We start from the raw sequence: 25,487 nt of genomic DNA on the forward strand, positions 1-25,487 counted from the left end.
TCTTGTGTGGTGCGCTTCTATGCGCTGGGGTCTTGTTGGGGCGTGAGCTGGGGCTTTGGGTTGGGTTTTGGCGGCGAGCGTTATCGCACCGGATCGTTACCGCACGGCATCGTTACCGCACCGCCGCGGTCACGTGTTTTTCGATGGTAAAGATAAGCAGGTAGATGCTGATGGCGGCGGCGGCCATGACGACGATGACAGCGAACATCCCGGTGATATCTCCGGTGGGTTGGGCGCGCGAAAGTTCGGTGCCCAGGCCCGCTCCCCCGATGATCATTTCGCCGACGACGGCGCCGGTGATGGAAAGGGTGAATCCGGTGCGCAGGCCGGCCAGGATGGAAGGCGCGGCCAGGGGCACGATGATGGGGAACAGGAGGGTGAGCCCAGCGGCGCCGTCGAGCCGAGCTGCGGCGATGACGTCGCGGTCGATAGCGTGCACGCCCACCGAGGTCGAGACGATAATCGGGAAAATCACCATGATGGTGCAGAGCACGACGATGGAGGGCATCCCGTAGCCAATCCACACCACGAGGAGCGGCGCAAGGGCCACTGCGGGGACGGCTTGTGAGGCGGCGAGGAAGGGTTGGAGTGCGCTGTTGAGGAGGTGCCAGCGGGCGAGGGCGATGCCGAGGGGAATTCCGAGGAGGGCCGCCCAGGCACAACCGGTGAGGGCCGCGGTGAGGGTGTTGGCCAGTGCGCTGAGAAGGTAGGGCGGGTGGTCGCCGATTCCGAGGAGTGCGGTGGCCAGGCGCTGCCCGACCGCGCCGGGTGTGGGAAGGAGATGTTCGGGCACCAGGTGGGCACGCGTGACCACCACCCAGAGGAGAAAAACCGCGAGGAGAGAAAGGGTGGCGGGTACCCACGCGGTGCGAGGCGAGCGCGGGCGTGGGTGAGAGTTGCGGCGCACAGTGTTCACGTCCTGGTTCCTGACCTTCCCGATGGCCGGGAATGATGAAACCGGGAGACGCTGACGCCGCGGCACACCGAAATAGAGTAGCCGAAGCAGGGCTTGGAGCCCTTCGATGCGCCTCCCATCCGGACTGTTACCGTCGGTTGGGGAATTCCACCCCATCGGCCACGTGCGTGGTTCGCGGACTGTTACCGCCGGTTCAGACTTTCACTGACCCCGGTGCATCGTGTTCTATATTAGCCCTTCGGGTGCTGGCGCGCACCCGTGGTTAATTTGCGGCGTGCTGCAACGTGCGTGTGCTTAGTTTTCTGCGTGCAGGCGCGCGTCCCTAGATTGAGGCGTGCTGGCACGCGCCCGCGGCGAGTTCGCGGAGCTTCTCCACTTCGGTGTAGGCGTCCTCCGCGCGGAATACCGCCGATCCCGCCACGAAGTTATTGGCTCCGGCAGCCGCAGCCTGTTCGATGGTGGAGCGGGAAATGCCGCCGTCTACCTGGATCCACACGTCCAAGCCGGCTGCTTCAATTGCGCGCCGGGTGCGGGTGACTTTCGGCATCATCGTTTCGATGAAGCTCTGCCCGCCGAATCCCGGTTCCACGGTCATGATGAGGATCATGTCGAATTCGTTGAGGATATCGAGATACGGCTCGATTGGGCTGGCTGGTTTGAGGGCGAGTCCGGCGCGGGCGCCCTGCGCGCGCAGTTCGCGGGCGAGGCGCAGCGGGGCTTGGCAGGCTTCGGCATGGAAGGTGACGGAGGCGGCTCCTGCCTCAGCGTAGGCGGGGGCCCACCGATCCGGGTTCTCAATCATGAGGTGCGCGTCCAGTGGAACACTGGTTGCCTGCGCCGCCGCCTCAAAAATGGGCAGGCCGAGCGCGAGGTTGGGGACAAAATGATTGTCCATAATATCCACGTGCACGAAATCGGCGTTGGAGATTTTCTCCAGTTCATCAGCGAGATGCCCGAAATCGCAGTTGAGGATTGAGGGGGAAATCTTCACGTCCATGATGGTCCTTTCAAGAGCGCCGCGCTGCGGGCGCGGGGGCGGTTGCGGGTTTGAGGATGCGTGCCATGTACATGGCGTCCGTGTGATGGATATCAGGCCAGAGTTGCACGGTCATTCCGCGGGAGGCGACCGGGCGCAGGGCCCGCCGGTTCGCGGTGACGGTCACGTCTCCGAGTTCCGCTCCTTCGGTGCGTTCCAGGAAGGCGGAGATGACGTCGCGGGTTTCCGCGAGTACCGGAGAGCAGGTGGTGTAGAGCAGCAGTCCGCCGGGGCGCAGGGCCCGGTAGGCGGAGTCGAGGAGTTCGCCTTGGAGTTGCGTGAGTGCGCCCAGGTCGCTTTCTTTTTTGCGCCACCGCGCTTCAGGGCGACGACGCAGCGCTCCCAAGCCAGAACATGGGGCATCCACGAGGATCCTGTCATAGCTATCCGGTTCCTGAGCGCCAATATCCCGCCCATCGCCTTCCCGCAACGCCACGGTAGCCGCCCAGGGTGCAACGTTTTCTTCCACGAGATCGAGGCGGTGAGCCTGGGGTTCATTCGCGAATACCCGGGCCCCGCGCCGGGCCGCCGTAGCGGCGATAGTTGCGGTTTTCCCGCCCGGGCCGGCGCACATATCCAGCCAGGATTCATCCTTCCCGGAAATGGAGGACTCGGTAACAACAGCGGAGATCAACTGTGAGCCCTCATCTTGGACGCCGGCGACCCCGTCGCGCACGGGCCAGAGCCGATGCGGGTCACCGGAGGCTAGCAGCACTGCGCTGGGCACCAGGTAGGGATCTTCCCACGTCATTTTGGCACGTTCAATCCGGGCTTTGAGGTGCTCGGGTGAGATATTGCGGCAGGCCAGCGCCACTTTCGCTGGCGTGTTATTAGCTTCGAGAACGGCTTCTACTTCGGTTGAGCGCCCAGCGGCCGCGAGAGAGGCTTCCAGCTGGCGCACAATCCAGCGTGGGTGGGAATGCCAGACCGCCAGGAATTCTTCCCGGGATGCGGTGCTGTTTTCGATAATTCCGCGCCAGGCATCCCGGCGCTCGGAGACTCGGCGCAGCACGGCATTGACGAAACCGGCGATTCCCTGCCCGAGTTCATTGCGGGCTAGCGCAACTGTTTCGTTAATGGCCGCGTGGGGTGGTGTTTTCAGTTCGATGAGCTGGTAGCAGCCCAGGCGGAGCAGATCGAGGGCACCCGGGTCAATTTCTGCGAGGGTACGGCCTTGGGAGCAGCGGGCGATCATGGCATCCCAGCGGCCTTGAAGCCGCAAGGTCCCGTAGGCGAGGTTGGTGGCGAAGGCGGCGTCGCTCCGATTGAGGCGCGCCCGGCTGACCATGCCCGGGAGGATGAGATTAGCGTAGGCATCTTCGGTATGGACTGCCCGCAGTGCGTCATAGGCAACGAGGCGGGCGTGGTTCGATGACTGGCGGCGTGGTACCCAGCCGGCGGGGCGCTCATTCATGCTGGCCCTCCTTCACCTCGGCATCGAAACGGGTGTGCTCGGCCAGCCGGGCGCCGTTGAGCCAGGCAGAGGCCTCCATATGTGCTTTGCCAGGCGGGGCAACCCGCAGTAACTGGATTGTTCCTTCCCCGCAGCCGACCACGCCGCCCGGACCGATTTCGCCCGGTGCCAGGGTCACGCGTGTGGCGGGGGCTTCGGGTGTTTCGGGTGTTTCAGACGTTTCGGGCGCAATGACGCGCACCGATTCGATTTTGAAGCGCTGCCCGTTGAGAGTGGTCCAGGCACCGGGGGCCGGATTGGCGGCGCGGACGCGATCCGCGATGCGCTGGGCGGGCCACTCCCAGTTCACCCGCGCCCAGGAAGAATCGAATTGCGGGGCGAGGGTCACCTCCCCGCTTTGAGGCTGCGCGTGGGCGCTGCCGGCGGCAATGGCGTGGAGGGTATCGCTCAACTGGCGCGCCCCGGATTGTGCCAGGCGGGCGAGCAGCTCTCCAGCGGTTTCCTCAGCCCCGATCTGAGTGGCTTCACTCGCGAAAACGGGGCCGGTATCCAGGCCTTGTTCTATCTGGAAGACGCTGGTTCCGGTGGTGGTATCCCCCGCGGCAATCGCGTAATTGACTGGCGCTGCCCCGCGCCAGCGCGGCAGGAGGGAGAAGTGCAGGTTGAGCCAGCCGTGGCGCGGCACGTTGAGTAGCGCGGGCGGAATAATGAGCCCGTAGGCAACCACCGCGACGGCTTCGGGAGCAAGTTCAGCGATCTGTTCCTGAATCGCGCCGTCTTTCAAGGTGCGGGGAGTGAGCACGGGAATACCTAGTTCTGTTGCCGCGCGGTGTACCGGCGAAGGTGTGAGCACCCGTTTGCGACCCTGGGGTGCCGGGGCGCGAGTGAGCACCCCAGCGATATCGAAGCCTTCATCATGCAGTAGTTGCAAGGCCGGGACTGCGGTCTCCGGTGTTCCTGCGAATAATATTCTCACGTGTCAATCCTACCTAGTTCTTTTCTGTGCCTATCTCATCCGGGCTCGTTACAGGGGCGGATTGACCTGTAAACGCAGTGAGCCGCCCAAGCGTTGGGCGGAGTAGGCGCCGTAGGTTTTTCGTGCCTGCCGGGTCAGGGTGATTCCGCGGGAGAGTTCTGCCCGGGCATACACAGTGATTTCTGCCGGGCGCGCCCCCGGCACCGGGCCAAGCAGGACGATTCCGGAGGCTAGCTCGAAGGCTCCTCCGGTAAGCAGATCAGCTTCTGTTTCTTTCCCGCTCTCCGGCTGCCATTCTTTGGTACCGGTACCGGGGGAAAACTGGGTGAAGAGATGCTCACCATACGCATCCTGGGCACTTTGCGTTCCCTGCGTACCGCGCGCCCCGGCCGCGCTTCTCACAGCCGCCGCGACTTCCCCGCGATTGAGCGCGGCGCGCAGCATGGCAAGGTAGGTACGCACATCCCCACTGGCCCCGGTGATTCCCACCCAGGTTGCGGTGGGAGGCAAATCCAGTTCGGCCCGTTGTTCGAGCAGCTCAGCGGCATATTCGCCCAATTCCCATCGGGCGATCCGGTTGAGGAGTTCAGGTGGCGCTCCCCCGGCTACCAACATATGGCCGCCTTCTCCCGCGCAGCGCACCCGGGCCGCGACCCGCGCGAGCACCCGAATAAAACGCGTTTCAGCACCCAGGCCTTCCCCGAGAAGGTAGCGTGCATCCAGCACCAATGCAGCGGCGAATCCACCTTCGGCTTCCGGTTCCGCACCCGGGGTTGCTACCACGATCCGCGGGCGCTGGGAGACCTTCCCAATAATGCCCTCCGGGGAGTGGGCTCCGGAGAGAATAATGCCCACCCCGGGGAAAGCCCGCCCGATTTCTTCTGCGGTGCGCGCTGAACCAATCCGGATAGCTCGCAGTTTCCCGTTGTGGCAGTGCTGGCAGCGCCACGGGTGGACCCGCACCCCGCACCGTTGGCATTGCAGAGGATCATGCGGCCTGCCCTGGGCCAAGTTCCCTCCGCAGATCGCGCATAGGGCACGCTCCCCACAATAGGCGCAGCACAGTGCCGGGATGTACCCGCTGCGCGGCACCACAATAAGAACCGGGCCATCTTCCAGGGCCCGCCGCAGAATAGGGAACGCTGGTTGGGGAAGGCGTAAATGATCCGCTTCTCCCCCGGGCCACTGGTGCGGGCCGGAAATATTCGGAAGCGCGGCGCGGCGCGCTGCCGCGGTACCATCCAGCAAGGTGATGCGGTGTTCGGATAGCAATTGCGCGCATTCTTCACTCACATAGGGTGAGAAAGCGAGGAACGCAGCGTTTTCCCGCCGTGCCCGTTCCAGTACCACGTCACGCGCGGCCAGATAGGGCGCGCGGATATCCCGCAGGGTGGAGGCGGCATCATCCATGATGATGGCAAGCCCCAGGTCAGTGAGCGGTGCCCAGGCGGCCCCGCGGGTGCCCACTACGATACGTGATTGCCCCGAAAGCACGCTCAAAAAAGCACGGTAGCGTTTTTCATGCGATTCTTCGGAGACCATGAGGGTGGGCTTTTCCCCCACCCGGGTAGCGAGGGTAGCTAGCAGCGTTCGTGCCGCGCGGGTGGTGGGAACAACCAGGAGGACGCTACGCCCGGCGCGCCGCACTGCTTGCACGGCCCGAACCAGGAGCTCTACTCCCCCGGCGGGCCCGGGTAGCGCAGCCATGCAGGCCCGCACGGCTTTCCCGGCCCCGAGCGCCGCAAGGAATTCCGGCCCACCCCGATAGGCTTCCCAGGGCCCCGGTTCAGGAGCCGGGCGCGGGCTGGCCAAAGGAATAGCCTCCTGGGCATCGGCCAAGAATTCTTTCGCGGCGCGCGCGTGCCGTTCCGGGATAGCGGCCCGCAAAATATCAGCAACCGTTCCGGCGTATTTATCGGCAAGAGTGCGGGCAACCGAGTACACCGATGCGGTGAGAACGGGGTGTTCCGAGACTACTCGGTACAGGGGGCGCAGCCGCCCGCTGCCTTCCGTGGTGGCATCCCGGGCAACGATGAATCCGCCCACCCGTTGCGCACCGAGATCTACCACCACCCGGGTTCCCACCCGGGCACTATCCGCGAATTTTTCGGGAATAAGGTAGTCAAATACCCGGTCCATATGGGGTTGGGAATGAAGCACATGAACATGCGCCACGGGATTGGGCACCTTGGAGCGCACGCGGGTGCGTGCAGGGCGCGCCTCAAGCAGGGCGCCCTGCTCCCCCATGAGGGGGAGGGCATCGAAATCAAAGAGTGTGCTCTCCATGCAACCTAGGATATCCCGGCCCTACGACAGAAAAATCCGCCGCGAAACTTCAGGGCCTAGAGACCTCAGATATCTGAGATACCTCAGGTCGCCCTACCTCAGTCATCCCTAGATAGAGCGGAGAAGTTCTTCAACCCGATCCGTTTTCTCCCAGGTGAATTCGGGAAGTTCCCGCCCGAAATGACCGTAGGAAGCCGTCTTCGCGAAAATGGGGCGCTTGAGTTCCAGGGCGTCGATAATCGCCGCGGGGCGGAAATCGAAGACCTTCTGAACCGCGTTTTCGATGCGGCCCAGTTCTTCTGTTTCCGTGCCGAAAGTATCCAGGCGCACGGATACCGGGTGGGCGCGCCCGATCGCGTAGGCCAGCTGGAGTTCGCACCGGGAAGCGAGCCCGGCGGCAACCACATTCTTGGCCGCCCAGCGCGCCGCGTAGGCCGCGCTGCGATCCACCTTGGAGGCGTCTTTACCGGAAAAAGCCCCACCGCCGTGCCGGGCCATCCCGCCGTAGGTGTCCACGATGATCTTGCGGCCGGTCACTCCGGCGTCGCCCATCGGTCCTCCCACCACGAAACGCCCCGAGGGGTTAACGAGAAGCGAGAATTTATCGGTATCAATATCGATATTTTCTTCTTCGAGGACGGGTGTGACCACGTGGTCGCGCAGGGTTTCCGTGAGCCAGTCACGCTGCACATTTTCATCGTGCTGGCTGGAGATGACCACGGTATTGAGGGCCACGGGCCGCGCGCCTTCGTAGTCAATGGTGACCTGCGTTTTCCCGTCGGGGCGCAGCCCGGGGACCACGCCTTCGCGCCGCACGAGTGCCAGGCGTTCGGCAAAGCGATGGGCGAGCAGAATGGGCGCGGGCATAAGCGTTTTGGTTTCATTGCAGGCGTACCCGAACATGAGGCCCTGGTCTCCGGCGCCCTGCAGGTCGAAATGATCGTATTCGGATTCCTGGCTTTCCCGCCGTTCCAGGGAGGTATTCACGCCAGCGGCAATATCCGGGCTTTGCTCATCGATGGAAATCGTCACGCCGCAAGAATTTCCGTCAAAGCCGACCTGCGAGGAGTTGTACCCGATCCCGGTCACCACATTGCGGATAATATGAGCGATATCCGCGTAGGCATCCGTGGTCACTTCACCGGCCACGTGCACCAATCCCGTGGTCACCATGGTCTCCACGGCGACGCGCGAATTCTCATCCGACGCGAGCAGCGCGTCAAGAATGGAATCGGAGATGAGGTCACACACCTTATCGGGGTGTCCTTCCGTGACCGATTCGGACGTGAACGGTTGCCGGTAATGCATCGTATCCCCTCGCTATTTCAAACTATTTCGTCAGTATTAGTCACCAGCGGCTGGCAGGTAAGGCAAGCCTTATTCTATACGCGCTCGGTGGTGAAGTGATCGGCTATAAGGCCCGCAATGATAACAGCCATCTGGGCTTTGGTGCCCGCTCCGCTCGCGATGATCTCACCCGCTGGCGTGACCACGGTGATCTCGGTAGGTACCTCGCCGAATCCTGCTTTCTCCCCCACCCGGTTGATGACAAGTAAATCAGCGCCTTTGCGCCGCGCTTTTTCCCGTCCGTAATCCAAGACGGTTCCGCCCGCGTCCCCGGTTTCCGCCGCGAAACCCACGATGAGCTGGCCAGTCCGGCGCCGTTTATGTGAAATATCAGCCAAAATATCGGGGTTTTCCACCAGTTCGACAACGCGCGTGCCGCTGCCGTCTTTTTTCTGTTTGCTCGCGGCGGTTTCGGCCGGGCGGAAATCTGCCACCGCCGCGCTCATGACCACGCCATCCACATCCTTCACCCGCGCCAGAACCGCTTCGTGAAGATCGCGTGCCGAACTGACCGGAACAATCTCAGCTCCCGGAGCAAGTGCGGTAATATCGCGGCTTACATGGGCCGCTAGCACGGTGACCTGCGCGCCGCGCTCTAACAAGGCGCGCGCAATTTCCAAGCCGAAGCGCCCCGAGGAGCGGTTGCCGATAAAACGAACCGGGTCGAGAGCCTCGTGAGTACCGCCCGCGGTAACGAGAATATGCCGCCCGCGCAGCGACACGTGCTCAGCAGTATCCTGCATGGCGCGCGTTTCCGGGTTGTCGCCGGTGAGGATAGCCCAGGCGTGCGCGAAGATCTCTTCCGGTTCGGGCAGCCGCCCGGGCCCTGAATCCGCCCCGGTGAGGCGCCCGGTGGCGGGTGGAATAATATGCACCCCGCGTGCCTGGAGCACCGCAATATTTTCTTGAGTGGCCGGATGTTCCCACATTTGGGTATGCATCGCCGGTGCCATGACGACCGGGCATTGCGCCCCCAGCAAGGTGTTGAGGAGGAGGTTATCGGCTATGCCTGCCCGGGCTTTCGCGACGGTATTCGCAGTTGCCGGGGCAATCACAATGAGATCGGCTTCTTTTCCGAGCCGAACATGCGCGACTTCATCAGCGTGTTCGCTGGTGCGCACCAGAACGGGATGGTGGGTGAGAGCTTCCCACGTGGTGGCCCCGACCATCTCCAGGGCGGCCGGGGTGGGAATAACATGCACATCCGCACCGGCTTTCACAAAAAGCCGGACGAGGTAGGCCGCTTTATAGGCGGCGATACCTCCGGTCACGCCGATAACGACGCGCGGCGTGTGCTCTACTTTTCGTCCAGCTGCCATTCGAGCTTGTCCTCGGCGATTTCACGCAGCGCGATGGACAGGGGCTTTTCTTCCGGTTCCGCCGAGACAAGCGCACCGTAATGCTCGATATTGCCGTCCCCGCGCGCCATTTCCTGCTTGTAGGAGTTGATCTGACGCGCACGATCCGCTGAAAGCACGCACAGCGCGTACTTCGAGTCAATCTTTGCGAGAAGATCATCAATGGGCGGGTTGGTAATACCTTCGGGTTCCGGAACAGTTCCGAACATGTAGTTCCCTTCTGGATAAACGTGGCACCGCGTGCGGGTACCACCGTGAAGCTTCGGCCTTTTATTCTAACGCTTTGGGGCGATGAGGTCGAGGATTTCGCCGGTGGCACGTGCCACGGTGTCATTTACGACGACGGCGTCAAACTCCTCCTGCGCAGCTAATTCGCCACGGGCGGTTTCCAGGCGGCGGTCGATGGCCTCCTCGGTTTCGGTACCGCGCCCCCGAAGCCGCGCCTCAAGTTCTTGGAACGACGGCGGGGCTAGAAAAATCTGGAAAGCTTCGGGCAGCGACTGGCGAACCTGGCGCGCCCCTGCCAGATCGATTTCGAGAAGCGGAATTTTTCCCGCTGCGTATGCTTCCAGCACGGGTTGGCGCGGGGTTCCGTAACGGTGCTTCCCGTGGACAACGGCCCATTCGAGCATCTCCCCGCTTTCCACGAGGTGATCGAAGTGTTCATCATCCACGAAGAAGTAGGATTCCCCTTCGCGTTCCCCCGGGCGAGGGGCGCGCGTGGTGGCAGAAATGGAGAGCCAGATGCGCGGCTCCCGCTCAAGGAGCTGCGCAACCACGGTTCCTTTCCCTACCCCGGAAGGGCCGGCAAGCACGCAGATACGGCGATGATCCTCAGGTGTCATGACATTTATTCTGCCACAGCCCTACGACACAATTTTCGCTCGCGTTTTTCTGTGCCGGCCGCCGGGAGTAGTTGAGTCCTGCCCGGGCTCAGCCTTTAACCGAAAAGCGCGATGAGGGCCGCGGTTTGATGTACACCCAACCCGCGCACGCGCCGGGAAGGAGCGATCCCAATATCGGCCATGGCCCGCGCGGCCTTGGCTTCACCGATACCGGGAAGTGCCCGCAGCAGCACACTGGCGCGGGTGCGCGCAACGACCGGGTCATCACGCTGAGCCAAAACCTCCGAAAGGTGCAGCTGTCCGGATTTCAGTTGCTGCAAAAGTTCCGCGCGGCGCCGCCGTGTTTCGGCGGCCTTATCCAAAGCGGCGAGACGCTGCTCCGGAGTAAGTGGTGGTACCTCCACAGTGTCCCCTTTCTAGCGCATCAGATATACCCTGGTGCTCATAACAATTCCGTCAACATCAGTCACGGCGACGCTGACGCTACGAAACTTCTTCGTCTTGTTAGTAGCGTAGAGCGAAATAGCGCTAAATAATATAAGAAGCCACGCCCTTGTTTTTTTATAAAACCATCGCGGCAGGTCAGCGCCGCGGCTTGTGACGAAGTTCGCGACCAGTAGCGGCGTCCGGGTAGGCTACAGCCATGGAAACGACCCGGATTGACGTGTGGCTATGGAGTGTGCGCCAGTGCAAAACCCGCTCGCTCGCCACCTCCGAATGCAAGGCTGGCCACGTGCGCATCAACGATGAACCGGTCAAGCCCGCCGCGAAAGTCCGTGTCGGTGATGTGGTGCGCTACCGGGTGGAAGGTTTTGATCGGATCCTCAAAGTTACCGGAATTATTACCAAGCGGACGAGCGCTCCGCTGGCCCGGGAAAATTACGAGGATCTCACCCCGGTGCGGGAGAAAGTTTATCTGCCGGTGATGCGCCGCGATCCTGGTAGCGGCCGCCCCACGAAGAAAGAACGGCGCGAACTCGACCGCCTTTTCGGCCGCAATTCCAATTACGGCCGCCGGTAACCCCGCGGATCCCGGGGATGCACAACTATCGTGGCCTATAGGACACCAGGGGCTGCGTAACGAAATTTCACATGCACAAAATGGCGAGTTTCCGTGAGATTTTCACGGAAACTCGCCATGAGGTACTGGTTGTCAGAGAAACTCTTATTCTTCTACGCCAACTTCGCCGGCTTCGGGAGTATCCAACTGGCCGGTGCGGATAGCGGCGATGAGGCCCGCCTCATCGGATTCCGAAGGCTCGCTTTCTTCGCCAGATTCCACCGCGCTAGCGGCGTCGTCGTTCTGAAGAATGGGTGTGCTGCCGCTTTCCTCACGTTCGCGGATATCGGCAGCCTTGTTGAGCACGCCCATCACGAAACCGACCGAGCGGTCCGTGGAGAATTCGCGCACTAGGTTGGTCCACTCCACGATCACGGCACCGCGGAAAGTCCCCAGGTACATGAGTTCGGCAACCGCACCGCGCAAAGCGCTGCGATCCACCGCGTTCATGCGCTCGAGCGACCAATCTTCCGAGGAGGCCTCAATGAGGGTATCCACCTGCGAGATTTGCTGCGCGTAAGCGGTCACGATCTGCGAGCCGAATTCCCCGATGGGAACCTGGGCCGTGGAGACACGCTGGCGTTCGGCAAGGAGCTCGAGAATACCCGCTTCCGAGGTGATGTTCTTTTCATCAGCTTCGAAAAGCACATCCAAGGCGCGATGGCGCTGGGTGGAACGGCCCGTGGACCGGCGTTTCTTCTGTTTAGCCATTAGTCGTTCGCCCGGGAAATGTATTCACCGGTGCGCGTATCAACCTTAATCTTGTCCCCAATATTGAGGAAGAGCGGCACCTGGAGTTCGTAACCCGTCTGCACCGTGGCCGGCTTGGTGCCCGCATTCGAGCGGTCGCCCTGAAGACCCGGTTCGGTTTCCGTCACTTCGAGGATCACCGAAGCCGGCAGTTCCACGAACAGCACATTACCTTCGTGGAAAGCGACGATGGCCTTCTGGTTTTCCAGCAGGAAGTTCGCGAGATTGCCCATAACTTCAGCGGTGACGGGAACCTGTTCGTAGGTATCCTCATCCATGAAGATGAAATCGGTGCCGTCATGGTAGAGGTACTGCATATCGCGGCGGTCCACGGTGGCGGTTTCGACCTTAATGCCCGCGTTGAGGGTGCGATCCACAGTTTTGCCGGAGAGGACATTCTTCAGCTTGGTCCGCACGAAAGCGGGGCCCTTGCCCGGCTTGACGTGCTGGAACTCAACAACCTGCCACAGCTGGTTGTCGAATACCAGGACCATGCCATTCTTCAAATCATTGGTTGTTGCCACAAGGTATCCTTTCAGAAATAGTCCTCCCCAAGTTTACACGGGGAGTTTCATCTTTGCGACGCACACGCCTCCAAAGCCGCGCGGATCCGGCGTACCACCCGGTGCGGGGAGCCCCCGTCGGAGGTCACCGTCACGCTGGCGATATCGCGGTAGAGCGGAGTGCGTTCCCGGTCCAGTTCGCGCAGCCGCGCCGCCGGATTATCCTCGAGGAGCGGGCGGCGGGTGCGTGATCCGGTAATACGCCGCACCAAAATATCCATCCGCGCTTCGATAAGAACCACGGGATAGCCGCGCAGTGCCCGGCGGGTGGCCTCACTCAAAATAGCGCCTCCCCCCAGGGAGAGCACGCCGTCAAAATCCGCGAGAGTGCGCGCGATAATATCGGCTTCCAGCCGCCGGAATCCCTCTTCCCCTACCGTCTGGAAAATCTCCGGGATGCTCTGCCCGGTTTCGCTGACGATAAGAGCGTCCGAATCGGCGAAAGGAAGCTCTAGATCCTTGGCCAGCAGCTTTCCCACGGTCGATTTGCCCACTCCCGGCATCCCGACCAGCACTGCCCGCACGCTCATCGGCGTTCCTCCGGGATGCGGTTCAGGTAGGCGTGCACCGCCGCTTGGGTATCACCGAGGGTATCCCCTCCGAATTTATCCTGGAGTGCTTCCGCGAGTACCAAGGCCATCATCGCTTCGCAGATAACCGCTCCGGGAACCACGGCGGTGGCATCGCTGCGCTGGTGGAGCGCGGTGGTGGCTTCCCCGGTTTCGGTATCGATAGTACGCAGGGCCCGCGGGACGGTAGAAATCGGCTTGAAAGCAACCCGTACCCGGATCGTTTCGCCGTTGGACATGCCGCCTTCGATGCCACCCGCCCGATTGGTCAGGCGGTGCACGCCATCTTCCGTGCGGACAATCTCATCATGGGCCTGGCTGCCGGGCCTGCTGGCGGTGGCGAATCCGTCCCCGATTTCCACGCCTTTGACGGCTTGGATCGACATCATGGCGCGGGCCAGTTCCGCATCAAGACGCCCGTAGGGGGTTGCGTAACTGCCCAAGCCTTGCGGCACGCCGTAGGCAAGAATTTCGACGACGCCGCCCAGGGTATCCCCCGCGCTTTTCGCCCGATCAACTTCATCCATCATGGCCTGCGCCGTGGCCTCATCCAGGCAGCGCACCGGCGAAGCATCGAGAGCCGCGGCATCGCCCGGCCCCGGAACGGTATCCGAAGTGTCACTCACGGAGCCGATGGCTACCACCCGGGAAAGAATGGTGATTCCGGCGCTTTGGTTCGCGTACTCGCGGGCGATGGCACCCAGAGCCACCCGGGCCGCGGTTTCCCGGGCCGAGGCGCGTTCGAGGACATTCCGAGCATCGCTGTGATCGTATTTATTCATGCCGGTGAGATCGGCGTGCCCGGGCCGGGGCGCGGTGAGGCGCTTATTACGGGCAAGTTCTTGGCTATCTCCCCGCCCGGCATTACGCAGCAGGGCTTCGGGTGGGACCGGATCAACGGACATGACCGCTTCCCATTTGGGCCATTCGGAATTCTCAATAACGAGGGCAATGGGTGAACCGAGGGTGGCTCCGTGCCGCAATCCGGTAAGAACGTGCAGCTTATCCTGTTCGAATTTCTGGCGGGCACCGCGACCGTAGCCGAGCCGGCGGCGGGCCAATTGATCGCGAATGGTATCCGAACTCAGGCTCAGGCCCGCCGGGATCCCCTCGATGAGTGCCACGAGGGCTGCTCCGTGGGATTCCCCCGCTGTTGACCACCGAATCATGCGCCGTCCTTCCCCGTTCCTATGTTCATAGGTCCCGCTACCCGTTCTGATACCAGATGAGTAAGCGGTTCCGTTCCGCCCGCTGTAGCCCAGTGCTACCGGGATGCAGGCGCCTACCTATCCTAGCCCGGCAAGCCAGGCGAGGGCGCCACCGCCCATGAGCCACGGCCCGAGCGGCACCGCATCAGCCAGGGTGAGCCGAGCGCTCAGCACCCGTACCGCGGCAAAGATACCCGCGCCCAGCACACTGAGGAGTAGGGTGAGCCCGAGCTGCGGGCCCGTCCACCATCCCAGCACGATAAGCATTTTGACATCACCCCAGCCGAGCTGGGCGAAGCGATGCGCCACGTAGCCGCCCAGGCCGGCCACGGCTCCGATAGCGAGATCCTCCCACTGCCCGCGCAGCGCTATCCCCGTGAGGGCAGCTCCCCCGGCCGCGGCCAGCAGCGGATCGGGAAGGAGCTGCACCCGCGCATCCACCACCGCGGCAAGCGCCAGGAATGCCCCGCACACGCCCTCACAAAGAAGCGCAAGCGCACCGGCGCCTAAAAGTGTTCCGGCCGCCAGGAGCGCGCCAGCAGCGCCAGCAGCACCAGCATCACTAACCGGGCGCCCACTGGCAAGCGCACCTACCGCGCGCGACCATCCCAGCCCTGCCCAGCACAGGCTCAGGCCCAGCAGGAGCACGACCGCTACCGGTGGGCTGAGGGTACCGCGCAGGATGCGCTCGCGAGAAAAGAAGGTCATGCGCTCAGATTACGGATGACCCAGCGCCTCAACCAGCCCCAGCTTGCCCCCTGTGGATAGCACCGCCATTTGGGCAACCTGGGGATAAGTACCGGCACCGCCGAATCGGCACGTGCCAAAGCAGCTTGCGCCGTCGTACCTATACGCGGCTGCGCTAATGGTCCTTTTTCTCTCCGTCCGGATGCGCGGCGTACCACTCGCGGAATTCGGCCTGGAAACGCATCTGTTCCTCGTAATCGGCCGTGAACTTCGTTTCCCCGGTTTCCAGATTCACGGTGGTGAAGTAGAGCCAATTGCCCTCGGCCGGATTGACGGCCGCTTCAATGGCCTCCACCCCGGGTGCCCCGATAGCGGTGGGCGGTAGGCCCTTCACCCGGTAGGTGTTATAGGGATTATCCGCGTCCAGTTCGGCCCGGGTGGGTACCCCGCCGGATTTACCCACCCCGTAAAGCACGGTGGAATCCATCTGGAGCCGCCCGGCGACCTCCGGGGCGTTATCCCCGAGCCGGTTCTCGATAACCCGGGCAACTTTCGGATAATCAGCCGGGTGCCCTTCACGTTCCACGATAGAGGCCGTGGTGAGCACCGCCTGCCACCGGCTCCGCTCCGCACCGCTAGCTTCCAGGCGCCCCACCTGGACCTCCACCATCTGCTGGAGTGCCTCGGTCACCGTGGTATTCGGGTCGAAATCATAGGTGGCGGGCGCCAGCCAGCCTTCCACATTCCCGCCGGCTTCCGCGGGCAGCCCGAGAGCTGCGGCGTCGTTCATCGCATCTTCGACCACGCCAACATCGATATCCATGAGGTTGCCGAGCCGGTCCCGCACCTGCCATTTTGTGAAGCCTTCGGGAATCGTCACCTTAATTGTGGCGGCATTGGCCGGGTCCAGTAGCGCGGATAGCGCGGCCGATGCGGACATCTGCTCGCGCAAGGTATAGGCCCCGGCCTGGATACCCGTGGAGCGCGGGTCGCGGGAAAAGACATCAATAAATGCGCCTTCGGTGGCAACAATATTTTTTTCGGCGAGCACCGCGGCGATCTGCCGCCCGGTGGCTCCTTCCGGAATCCGCACCACGACCTGGCCGGTTCCTTCTCCGCTGTAATCGCGCACGGTATCGGAGCTGTGGAGCAGGCGCGGGAAGAAAATAACAGCCGCCGCGGTGAGCGCGGTGACAAGAAGAACAGTAATAATTCCGGTGGTGATACGACGGCGCCTACGCAAGCGGGCCCGCTCATTGCGCCGCGCCGCGGCTCGGCGCCTCGCCTCCGCGGCATTGCGGCCTTCTGAATTTCGCCCCGATGAGCTGCGCCCGGCCGGTACCCGCCCGGAGCTTCCCCGCCCCTGCGAGCCGCGCCCGTGCGGATGGTTTCCGCGCGCCGTGCCCCGCTGGGAGCCGCCCCGTAACTCGCCGCTTCGCGACGCCGCGCCGCGCAACTCGCCGCCTCGCTGCGAGCCAGCCCCGTGAGACCTCCCCCGCGCACCCGATTGGCGACGGCGCGGGGTATCGGCGTCGTCCGCACTCAAGCGGTCAAAAACGTCACTCATTATCGCCTTTCGCTTCGCTTTGCGCTTCGGTTGTCGCCGCCACGAGTTCGCCGGCAGGTGCGCCGGTGAGCCGCTCTGCTTCCAACGCATTATTAAGAATAACGGTCGCGGCAACCTGGTCAACAACGGCGCGGTGGCGCCGCGAGCTGCGCCCCGCCTCATGCAGCTGTGCGTGGGCGGCCACGGTGGAGAGGCGCTCGTCGAATAGCCGCACCGGCACCGGAGCGATACGCCGGGCTAAACGCCGCGCCCACCTGCGCGAATACCGCGCGGAGGCCCCTTCGCTCCCATCCATATTGCGCGGCAAGCCCACGATCACCTCAATGGCGCCACGCTCGCGCACCTCGCGAGCAACCTCACTCACGTCCGTGCCATTCGCCGGGAGCGTGGCGACCGGAGTGGCGAGGATACCGTCGCTATCGCAACTGGCCACGCCGGTGCGTGCCCGCCCTACATCCACTCCGATCCGTACGCCTCGCCGCATTAGCCGCGCAGCTCCGCTTCCAGAACCGCGAGGGCTTCATCCAGCTTCGTCACGTCCGAGCCGCCGCCCTGCGCGAGGTCCGGCTTACCGCCGCCGCCCCCGCCCAGGATCTTCGCCGCGCGCGAGACCAGCGCCCCGGCCTTCATCCCGGCACTGCGCGCCGCTTCGGACGCCGCCACCACGATGAGGGGCCGCTCATTGCTAATCCCGGTAATAATCACGATGAAATCATCGGAAGGGGCCAGCCGCCCGCGCACTTCCGTGGCGAGCACCCGCAGGTCATCCGCGCTTTCTACCACGCCCAGGTGAGCGCGGTAGAGGGTGCGATTGCCCAGGTGCACGCCCTGGGAAATAACCGTGTCCACCTGCCCCACAATATCCTTCTGGCGCAGCGCCGCGATTTGCTTTTCGGCCGCCTTGAGCTTGCCGAGCATGGTGTCGATACGCTCGGGGAGTTCCTCCGGGCGCACCCCCATCATCGCGGTGAGCTGGGAAACCAGGGCGCGTTCGCGCGCCCCCTGCGCGTAGGCGCTTTCACCCACCAGCGCGTCAATACGGCGCACCCCGGAACCGATGGAGGATTCACCCAGCACGGTAATCATCCCGATTTCCCCGGTATTCGCCACATGGGTGCCGGCGCAGAATTCCCGCGACCAGGCATCATCAATGGAGACCACCCGCACGATATCGCCGTATTTCTCCCCGAAGAGCATCTGCGCCCCGAGTTTCTTGGCTTCTTCAATCGGGTATTCGGCCCACGTGACTTCCAGGTTGTCCTGGAGGCGTTCATTGGCGCGTGCTTCGATCTGCGTCATCACATCCACCGGGATTTGCGAACCGTGCCGGAAGTCGAAACGCAACCGCGAGGGAGCATCCTCGGAGCCGGCCTGGGTGGCCTGCTCACCGATGAACTCGTGGAGCACCTTGTGGATCATATGGGTCGCGGTATGCGCCTGGGCAATCCGATGGCGGCGCAGAGTATCGATCTGCGCGTGCACAATATCGCCCACCGCGATGGTCCCTTCGGTCAGCGAGCCGCGGTGCACATGCAGTCCCTTGACGGGCGCCTGCACGTCAACGACGTCGAACATCCCGCCCCCGGCCACGCTAATGGTGCCGTGATCGGCCAGCTGCCCGCCCATTTCAGCGTAGAAGGGGGTCTTGTCCAAAATAACATCGGCGTCGGAGGGTGCGCTCACCGCCGGCACCGGCACCCCGTTTTCGAGGATGGCCACCACGCGCGCTTCCGCGGCTTTCTCGAAGTAGCCGAGGAAGGAGGTGGGCCCGCCCTGCGCATCGAGAATCTCATGGTACACGTGGGCATCCACGTGCCCGGTTTTCTTCGCCTGCGCATCGGCCCGCGCGCGTTCGCGCTGCTCGGTCATGAGGGCCCGGAAGCCCTTTTCGTCCACGTCCACACCCTTTTCGGCCGCCATTTCCAAGGTGAGATCAATGGGGAATCCGTAGGTGTCATGCAGGGTGAAAGCCGCCGAGCCGGGAATAATCACCTTGCCGGTATGCGGCGCGCTCTTTGCGCTATCCACGGCCGCCGCGAAAATCTGTTCGCCGGTGGCCAGGGTGCGCCGGAAGGCGGCTTCTTCTTCCACCGCCACCTGGCGAATCTGCCCGAAGTTTTCCTCCAGATCGGGGTAGGACTCCTTCATGGCGTTCTTCGAGGTTTCCACCAGGTCGCCGAGGACCGCGGCATCCACCCCGAGCAGGCGGATCGAGCGGATGGCCCGCCGCATGAGCCGGCGCAGCACGTAACCGCGTCCGTCATTGCCCGGGCGCACGCCGTCGTTAATAAGCATCATGGCCGAACGTACGTGGTCGGCGATCACGCGCATGCGGACGTCGTCTTCTTCGTTCGCGCCGTAGGTACGCCCGGTGAGTTCCTGGGTGCGGGCAATAACCGGCCAGACCTCATCGGTTTCGTACATATTATTTTTGCCCTGGAGCAGGAAGGCGATACGTTCCAGGCCCGCGCCGGTATCGATAGCGGTTTGGTCCAGCTCCCCGAGCAACGGGTAGTCCTTTCCGGAGCCTTCCCCGCGCCGGTACTGGTCGAAAACGAGGTTCCACACTTCCAGGTAGCGGTCCCCGCCCGGGTCTACGGTTCCGCCCACGGCGTCCGGCCCGTATTCGGGGCCGCGGTCGTAATGGATTTCCGCGCAGGGGCCGGCCGGTCCGGGCTGGCCCGTGGACCAGAAAATTTCTTCCCGGGTCAGTTTGACGATATGGGCCGGATTGACGCCCACCTCAACGAGCTTGTTGAAGGAGACCTCATCTTCTTCCCAGATGGTCACCCACATCCGCTCGATTTCCAGGCCGTAACCGCCTTCGTCCAGCGGCGCGCACAGCAGCCCGAAGGCCAGGTCGATAGCGCCTTCCTTGAAGTAGTCCCCGAAGGAGAAATTGCCGCACATTTGGAAGAAGGTACCGTGCCGCGTGGTTTTGCCCACGTTATCGATATCATTCGTACGAATGCACTTCTGCACCGAGGCTACCCTCGGCCACGGAGCTCGCTGGGTTCCCACGATATAAGGAATGAAGGGAACCATGCCGGCAATCGTGAACAAAATGGACGGATCGGGCGACACGAGGGGCACGGACGGCTCAATATGATGGTCGTGCTTCGCGAAGTAATCCAGCCAGCGCCGGCGAATCTCAGCGGTGCGCATACGTATTTGTCTCCTTATGACTTATGTGGCCGAGCCGGCCACGCACCTATGGTACAGGCTCTCCCGCCCGCTATTTTCGAGGCACGGGCGGGAGTGGCATATTTTTTACGACGACGCCGCGGCTGCCTGCGTGGGCACTGCAAGCAGCGGCGGGCATCGCTGTCACATAGCTACCAAGCTACGAAATAAAGAAAGGGCACACCTTTCCGGGTGCACCCTTCCTGACGTCCCACTGATTTAGCGGGAGTAGTATTCGACGATCATCTGGACATCAGCCTGGACCGGAACTTCCACGCGGCGCGGGCGGCGCACCAGCGTGAACTTCAGCTTCTCCAGGTCAACATCAAGATATTCGGGAACCGCGGGGAGCACATCGCGGTGCGCGCCCTGCGCGGCCACGAGGAACTGCGGGGAGGCCTGCGACTTCGGCTTGACCTGCACAACCTGACCCGGGGTTACGCGGTAGGAGGGGAGGTTGACGATCTTGCCGTCCACCATCACGTGGGAGTGGCCCACAACCTGGCGAGCCTGGGCGATGGTACGCGCGAAGCCGGCGCGCAGCACCAGGGCATCGAGGCGCATTTCCAGCAGCTCCACGAGGTTTTCACCGGCCAGACCATCCTGGCGGCGCGCTTCTTCCCACACGCGGCGCATCTGCGCTTCGCGGATGCCGTACTGGGCGCGCAGGCGCTGCTTTTCCTTGAGGCGGACCGAGTAGTCGGAATCCTTGGTGCGGCCGCGGCCGTGCTCACCGGGACGGTAGGGGCGGCGCTGCATATAGCGCTCAGCCTTCGGGGTGAGGGCGATGCCCAGGGCGCGCGACTGACGCACGGCCTTACGAGAACGATTTCCTGCCATGAATAATCTCCTGTAGATGTACGTTCCAGCGCCGAGCGGCGCCGGTTCGGGGCCAACACAATCGGCTAAGACCCCAGGTGTTACTTCTCGCAAAGCAACCGAACTAGTGTATCAGTTCTCCCGGCCCAGCACCTCGCGGTTACGGGCCAGGCGCGGGGTGATATTCGCCTCGTAGCCGCGGGTGGTCGGTTCGTAATACCGGGTGCCTTCCAGGCCCTCCGGCATAAATTGCATGGGGGCGATACCTTCCTCGTAATCATGGGCGTAGCGGTAGCCCTCCCCGTAGCCGCGTTCGGCAGCTCCCTTGAAGGAAGCATTGCGTAGCGCCAGGGGCACCGGGGCGCTTTTCCCGGCCCGCACATCGGCAATCGCGGCATTAATCGCGCGGTAGGCCCGGTTGGATTTCGGGGCGGTGGCCAGGTGAACCACGGCTTCCGCCAGGATGATCCGCGCTTCGGGCATCCCCACCAGCGCCACGGCCTGGGCCGCCGCGGTGGCGGTTTGCAATGCGGAAGGATCGGCCATCCCCACATCTTCGGCCGCGGAAATCATGAGGCGGCGCGCGATAAATCGCGGGTCCTCCCCCGCTTCCAGCATGCGCGCCAGATAATGCATTGCTGCATCCACATCCGAGCCGCGGATCGACTTGATAAAGGCGGAAATCACCTGGTAGTGCTCATCGCCATCGCGGTCGTAGCGCACGGTGGCACCATCGGCGGCCCGCGCCACATCCTCCACGCTCACCCGGTGTTCCCCGCGGGCGCGCGCCCCGTCCACCGCGGCTTCCAGGAGGGTCAGGCTGCGCCGCCCGTCCGCCCCGGCCAGGCGCACCAGGTTATATTCCGCATCCTCGTCCAGGGTATATGCCCCGCCCAGCCCGCGCTCACTGGTGAGGGCCCGATTGATGATGGCGCGGATATCGTCGTCGTTCAAACCGCGTAGCGTGACGAGAAGCGAGCGCGAGAGTAGCGGCGCCACCACGGAAAAGGCCGGATTTTCGGTGGTCGCGGCCACCAGGATCACCCACCCGTTTTCCACGGCCGGCAGCAGCGCGTCCTGCTGCGTTTTCGAGAACCGGTGCACTTCGTCAATAAAAAGCACGGTTTCGGTGCCGCTGCTCACCAGTTTGCGCCGGGCGCTCTCCACCGCGGCCCGCACGTCCTTCACCCCGGCGCTCACCGCGGAGAGCTCAATAAAATCGCGCTGCCCGGACCGGGCAATGAGGTACGCGAGAGTTGTTTTCCCCACCCCGGGTGGTCCCCACAAAAATACTGACGACGGCGCAGACCCGGCCTCCGCGTCAATGAGGCGGCGCAAGGGCGCACCGCGGGCGAGCACCTCATCCTGACCTACTACCTCGGCGGCCGTGCGCGGGCGCATCCGGACCGCCAGCGGGCCGGTATCGGAATCGGGCACCCCGCGGGCATCAACTTGGCTACTTTCGAAGAGATCCACCCTCCCAGTCTACGAGCTCGGCGCTTGGGCGCACGCGCGGGGTGGGCGCCGGCTCACGTGCGGGCCGAGCACCGGATACTGGTGGCGGGTACGGGTGGCACTACGGGCAGCGCGCGCGAAAGCTCCAGGTCAAGCGTTCAAAGATGGCTTAAAAACCGCTATTTTTCGGGAAAATGAGCGATAATAGAGGCATGACAGAGTTGTTAGCGCGTGCCTCTATTCGCCACCCGTGGAGAGTCATCATCACCTGGATATTGTGCGCCGTTGTTGCCGGTATCGCCGCACTGTCAGGTTTCGGTCAGGGAGGCCTGTTCTCCCGCATGTCCTCCACCCAGGGCCTCACCACCGGAACGGAATCCGCTCGCGTCCTGGAACTCACCGATTCCCAGGGCGATTACCGCATGGTGGCCGTGATCCACGGCGCCACCGAACCGCAGCAACTCACCGCTGATATTGCTGATCTCAGTGAAAACATCGCGAAAATCCCGGGTGTTGCCAGCGCGGTGAGCTCGCCCTCCCTCGTGCGGGAAGCCGAAGTGGAAGGCGCAGCCCAGGCGGAGGAGAAAGCGCGCGCGGAATACCAGAAAGCCGCCGCCGCGGCCCAACAGCAACTCACCGCCCAGATTGAGGCGGCTACCGCGCAGCTCATGCGCGCCGGTATGCCGCGCGAGGCAGCCCAGGCCCGCGCCACCCAGGAAGTAAGCGCCGCGGCGGCCGCGGCCCAGGCGGGCCAACCCAGTGAGGAAGAAGTCATCGCTTCCGCGCGTGAAGAAGGTATAGCGCAAGCCCGTACCCAGGCGAGCGAGGAAACGGCCGGTTTGCGCGCCGCGGACGGTTTCGCCCTCGTCATTACCTTCACCTCGGATGCGAAGAGCGAAGCCACCGAGGCCGAAGTCCAGCAGGCGCTTGATTCTTTTGCGACCGCTCACTCTGTCCAGGTGGATGCCACCTCCGCGAACGCCGCGATGACCGCTATTAACGATGTGGCCCGCCACGATCTGGTGCGCGGGGAAGCCATTGGCCTGCCCGTGGCCCTCATCCTCATGGTGCTGGTCTTCGGCGGGGTCCTCACCGCTCTCATGCCGCTGGCCGGAGCTATTGTTGCCATCATTATTACCCTAGGCGGTATTTGGCTCCTCACCTTCGTGGCGGATGTGGATTCCTTCGTGCTCAATGTGGTCTCCATTATCGGCTTGGCGCTCTCCATCGATTACGGCCTGCTGGTAGTTTCCCGCTACCGGGAAGAAATCACCCGCGGTATTGAGAAACGCTACGGGCCGGGCGCCCGCCCGGAGAAGAAAGACCTGGCCGTCATTATGGAAGGGGCGCTGGCCACCACGGTCCGCACCGCCGGGCGCACCGTGATCTTCTCCGCCGTCACCATTGCTTTTGCCATTGCCGGGCTGCTGGCCTTCAATTCCCGCATTATTCGGGTGATCGCCATGGGCGGTTTCGTCGTCGTGCTGCTCGCGGTTATTTCCGCGGTAAGTTTGGTACCTGCCCTTTTGCGCATTGCCGGGCCGCGGCTGGCCCAGCCTTCTGTGCTCGCGAAAATTCCCGGGCTGGGGCATCTCATGCGCGCGGTGGGTGATACCCATACCGATCACGGGGTGTTCTCACGGATTGCCGGATGGGTGCAGCGCCGCCCGTGGGTGATTATGACCGTGGTAACGGCAATCCTCGTGGTCATGATTATTCCTATTAAGGACACCACTTTACGCACGGATACCAGCGAATATATTCCGGTGAGCTCCTCGCCGGGCACCACCCAGGAGATTCTCAAACGCGATTACCCAGATTTGAGCCAGCCGGCCATTACCGTCCTGGTGAAGGGCGATGCCGCCGCGCTGCGCGAGCAATCGGAGTGGATTGCCGGGCTTCCGGCGGTATCCAAGGTCGGGGAATCCACGAAGATGGATAACGGCTGGCATAACCTCGGGGTATTTGTCAGCGGTGGGGATCCCACCTCCGCCCAGGCCAGTAACACCGTTCGCGATATTCGCGCCCACGCGGAAAGCGCCGCGAATACGGAGATCCTGGTGGGCGGCAGCGCGGCCATCCAGATTGATTTCAATCGGGTGCTACGCGAGGGCGCGCCCATTGCTTTCGCGGTGGTGCTACTCGCCGTGCTCATCTTGCTCTTCCTCATGACCGGCTCGGTGCTGATCCCCCTCAAGGCCATCATTATTAATTCGCTCTCCCTGGTGGCCTCCCTTGGGCTCACCGCTTTCCTCTTCGATAACGGCCTGTTGGGCTTGCCGGAAACCGACGGGCTCACGGCGGTGGTGGTGGCCTGCGGCCTGGCCTTCGGCTTTGGGCTTTCCATGGATTACGAGGTATTCCTGGTGGCCCGCATGAAGGAATATTGGGATGCCGGGGAATCGAATGACCGGGCGGTTTCCCTGGGCTTGCAGCGTTCCGGGCGGATTATTACCTCCGCAGCCGCGATTATCGTGGCGGTTTTCGTGGGCTTCTGCTTCGGGCAGATGCTGGCGATCAAGGAAGTGGGCGTGCTGCTGGCCATCACCGTGATTGCGGATACCAGCCTCAGCCGTATCCTCCTGGTTCCGGCCACCATGACGGTGCTAGGCAAGTGGAATTGGTGGGCGCCGCGCTGGCTTTCGCGTATCTACCAGCGTTTCGGGGTGTCCGAAGGCGGGCACCGCACCCTCGAACACCACGAGCCGGCAACCGCCACCAAGGACAGTGCGCCGGTAACGCTTCCCGCGGGCGCTACAACGCAAAACGCCAGCACCACCGATGCCACCGCAAGCGCGAGCACCGCGGCATCGGCGCCACGCGGCCGGCACGCCGCGCCATAATGGAGGCATGTCTGAGATCGATCACCTGAAACTACCTGAACTCCTGGGTATCACCTGGTTGCAGGCGGGCGCCATAGCCGTGGCCACCTGCCTCATCTACCTTTTCCTCGTGGTGATTTTGCGGGCCCTGGGGCAAAACGTGGTGAGCCGGCTCTCCACCTCGGATATGGCGGCCGTCGTCGTTATTGGGGCGATCGCGGGGCGCGTCACCCTCGGGCATACTCCCACCCTGGCCGGCGGCGTCGTCGCCCTTCTCACCCTGTTCTGCATGCAAGCACTGCTGCGCTTTATCGCGCTCTCCCACCGCGGGGAGGCCTGGGTGCACGCGCGGCCCGTCGTTATTTGGGCGCGCGGGGAACTCACGCCCGCGGCACGGCGGCACTCGACCACCACGGAAGAAATCATGATGGCCGTGCGTTTGCGCGGCGTTGCGTGTGTGGACGACGTCGCAGCTGTCATCCTCGAACCCAACGGGCAGCTATCGGTACTCACCGGGCCGGCCACCGCGCTTGATCCGCGCCTGCTCGCGGGTGTGAAAGACGCCGAGCGCATCTGAGCACGCTCGGCGTCTTCCCTGCATATCGCTAGCTTCTTCGCGGCTGCCG

General features: G+C 63.3%; 22 protein-coding genes, 1 pseudogene and 1 riboswitch. Of the genes and pseudogenes, 3 read left to right on the forward strand and 20 right to left on the reverse strand.

From position 1 onward, the window contains the following. Positions 1-112: 112 nt before the first annotated feature. The 10 genes and pseudogenes from ACRQDJ_RS03085 to mihF all read right to left on the reverse strand — a co-directional run bounded on the left by ACRQDJ_RS03085 (position 113) and on the right by mihF (position 10,582). Positions 113-916 (reverse strand): ABC transporter permease, encoded by an 804-nt coding sequence (locus tag ACRQDJ_RS03085; RefSeq protein WP_087070812.1) that lies wholly within the window; start codon positions 914-916, stop codon positions 113-115. Positions 917-1,019: 103 nt separating this feature from the next. Next, positions 1,020-1,138, reverse strand: a riboswitch (FMN riboswitch). Positions 1,139-1,238: 100 nt separating this feature from the next. After that, a complete protein-coding gene (gene rpe / locus ACRQDJ_RS03090) occupies positions 1,239-1,913 on the reverse strand; it encodes a ribulose-phosphate 3-epimerase (protein ID WP_087070813.1) in 675 nt (224 codons plus the stop codon). A gap of 10 nt (positions 1,914-1,923) precedes the next feature. Further along, a complete protein-coding gene (locus ACRQDJ_RS03095; RefSeq protein ID WP_087070814.1) occupies positions 1,924-3,366 on the reverse strand; it encodes an RsmB/NOP family class I SAM-dependent RNA methyltransferase in 1,443 nt (480 codons plus the stop codon). Then, positions 3,359-4,342 carry a methionyl-tRNA formyltransferase gene (fmt, locus tag ACRQDJ_RS03100; RefSeq protein ID WP_087070815.1) on the reverse strand — a complete coding sequence of 328 codons (984 nt, stop codon included), beginning with the start codon at positions 4,340-4,342 and terminating at the stop codon, positions 3,359-3,361. Before fmt ends, ACRQDJ_RS03095 begins: the two co-directional genes overlap by 8 nt. A 48-nt stretch (positions 4,343-4,390) precedes the next feature. Continuing rightward, the gene (locus ACRQDJ_RS03105) at positions 4,391-6,628 is read right to left on the reverse strand and encodes a primosomal protein N' family DNA-binding protein (protein WP_087070816.1); all 2,238 of its coding nucleotides are present in this window, start codon (positions 6,626-6,628) and stop codon (positions 4,391-4,393) included. 108 nt (positions 6,629-6,736) lie between these two features. Continuing rightward, a complete protein-coding gene (gene metK / locus ACRQDJ_RS03110; protein WP_087070817.1) occupies positions 6,737-7,936 on the reverse strand; it encodes a methionine adenosyltransferase in 1,200 nt (399 codons plus the stop codon). A gap of 74 nt (positions 7,937-8,010) precedes the next feature. Beyond that, positions 8,011-9,294, reverse strand: coding sequence for a bifunctional phosphopantothenoylcysteine decarboxylase/phosphopantothenate--cysteine ligase CoaBC (coaBC, locus tag ACRQDJ_RS03115; protein WP_087070818.1), 1,284 nt, complete (start codon positions 9,292-9,294; stop codon positions 8,011-8,013). Beyond that, positions 9,294-9,542, reverse strand: a pseudogene (rpoZ, locus tag ACRQDJ_RS03120) (DNA-directed RNA polymerase subunit omega); the annotation flags it as partial. The gene coaBC and the pseudogene rpoZ, both read right to left, overlap by 1 nt. Before the next feature lie 66 nt (positions 9,543-9,608). Then, positions 9,609-10,178: a guanylate kinase gene (gene gmk, locus ACRQDJ_RS03125; protein WP_087070819.1), complete on the reverse strand. Its 570-nt coding sequence runs from the start codon at positions 10,176-10,178 to the stop codon at positions 9,609-9,611. A gap of 95 nt (positions 10,179-10,273) precedes the next feature. Beyond that, positions 10,274-10,582, reverse strand: a complete 309-nt coding sequence (mihF, locus tag ACRQDJ_RS03130) for an integration host factor, actinobacterial type (RefSeq protein WP_026429388.1) — start codon at positions 10,580-10,582, stop codon at positions 10,274-10,276. Positions 10,583-10,821: 239 nt separating this feature from the next. Here mihF and ACRQDJ_RS03135 point away from each other — a divergent pair, with 239 nt between their 5' ends. Continuing rightward, positions 10,822-11,199 (forward strand): RNA-binding S4 domain-containing protein, encoded by a 378-nt coding sequence (locus ACRQDJ_RS03135; protein WP_087070820.1) that lies wholly within the window; start codon positions 10,822-10,824, stop codon positions 11,197-11,199. Between the two features lie 144 nt (positions 11,200-11,343). On the opposite strand, the gene ACRQDJ_RS03140 is transcribed toward ACRQDJ_RS03135, so the two are convergent. The 10 genes from ACRQDJ_RS03140 to ACRQDJ_RS03185 all read right to left on the reverse strand — a co-directional run bounded on the left by ACRQDJ_RS03140 (position 11,344) and on the right by ACRQDJ_RS03185 (position 22,060). Then, complete coding sequence (locus ACRQDJ_RS03140; protein WP_026429390.1) at positions 11,344-11,949, reverse strand: transcription antitermination protein NusB; 606 nt, start codon at positions 11,947-11,949, stop codon at positions 11,344-11,346. Further along, complete coding sequence (efp, locus tag ACRQDJ_RS03145; RefSeq protein ID WP_016442826.1) at positions 11,949-12,512, reverse strand: elongation factor P; 564 nt, start codon at positions 12,510-12,512, stop codon at positions 11,949-11,951. The genes ACRQDJ_RS03140 and efp overlap by 1 nt, the downstream gene beginning before the upstream one ends. Before the next feature lie 47 nt (positions 12,513-12,559). Next, entirely contained in the window at positions 12,560-13,081 is a 522-nt protein-coding gene (locus ACRQDJ_RS03150) for a shikimate kinase (protein ID WP_087070821.1), read from the reverse strand. Beyond that, positions 13,078-14,289: a chorismate synthase gene (aroC, locus tag ACRQDJ_RS03155; protein WP_087070822.1), complete on the reverse strand. Its 1,212-nt coding sequence runs from the start codon at positions 14,287-14,289 to the stop codon at positions 13,078-13,080. The genes ACRQDJ_RS03150 and aroC overlap by 4 nt, the downstream gene beginning before the upstream one ends. 117 nt (positions 14,290-14,406) lie before the next feature. After that, positions 14,407-15,036 (reverse strand): prepilin peptidase, encoded by a 630-nt coding sequence (locus ACRQDJ_RS03160; protein WP_087070823.1) that lies wholly within the window; start codon positions 15,034-15,036, stop codon positions 14,407-14,409. Between the two features lie 154 nt (positions 15,037-15,190). Next, on the reverse strand, positions 15,191-16,582 hold the full coding sequence (mltG, locus tag ACRQDJ_RS03165; protein WP_284889042.1) for an endolytic transglycosylase MltG: 1,392 nt from the start codon (positions 16,580-16,582) through the stop codon (positions 15,191-15,193). Beyond that, entirely contained in the window at positions 16,575-17,066 is a 492-nt protein-coding gene (gene ruvX / locus ACRQDJ_RS03170; protein WP_087070825.1) for a Holliday junction resolvase RuvX, read from the reverse strand. The genes mltG and ruvX overlap by 8 nt, the downstream gene beginning before the upstream one ends. Next, entirely contained in the window at positions 17,066-19,747 is a 2,682-nt protein-coding gene (gene alaS, locus ACRQDJ_RS03175) for an alanine--tRNA ligase (RefSeq protein WP_087070826.1), read from the reverse strand. Before alaS ends, ruvX begins: the two co-directional genes overlap by 1 nt. 237 nt (positions 19,748-19,984) lie before the next feature. Further along, positions 19,985-20,605: a 30S ribosomal protein S4 gene (gene rpsD / locus ACRQDJ_RS03180; RefSeq protein ID WP_016442833.1), complete on the reverse strand. Its 621-nt coding sequence runs from the start codon at positions 20,603-20,605 to the stop codon at positions 19,985-19,987. Positions 20,606-20,716: 111 nt separating this feature from the next. Further along, positions 20,717-22,060, reverse strand: a complete 1,344-nt coding sequence (locus tag ACRQDJ_RS03185; RefSeq protein ID WP_087070827.1) for a replication-associated recombination protein A — start codon at positions 22,058-22,060, stop codon at positions 20,717-20,719. A 191-nt stretch (positions 22,061-22,251) separates the two neighbouring features. Here ACRQDJ_RS03185 and ACRQDJ_RS03190 point away from each other — a divergent pair, with 191 nt between their 5' ends. Together ACRQDJ_RS03190 and ACRQDJ_RS03195 are read left to right on the forward strand one after the other, a co-directional pair. Continuing rightward, a complete protein-coding gene (locus ACRQDJ_RS03190) occupies positions 22,252-24,882 on the forward strand; it encodes an MMPL family transporter (protein WP_234984505.1) in 2,631 nt (876 codons plus the stop codon). Between the two features lie 7 nt (positions 24,883-24,889). Then, on the forward strand, positions 24,890-25,438 hold the full coding sequence (locus tag ACRQDJ_RS03195; protein ID WP_159455016.1) for a DUF421 domain-containing protein: 549 nt from the start codon (positions 24,890-24,892) through the stop codon (positions 25,436-25,438). Positions 25,439-25,487: the final 49 nt, after the last annotated feature.

Source organism: Actinotignum urematis, assembly GCF_051264595.1.
In the GTDB taxonomy this organism is placed as follows: domain Bacteria; phylum Actinomycetota; class Actinomycetes; order Actinomycetales; family Actinomycetaceae; genus Actinotignum; species Actinotignum timonense_A.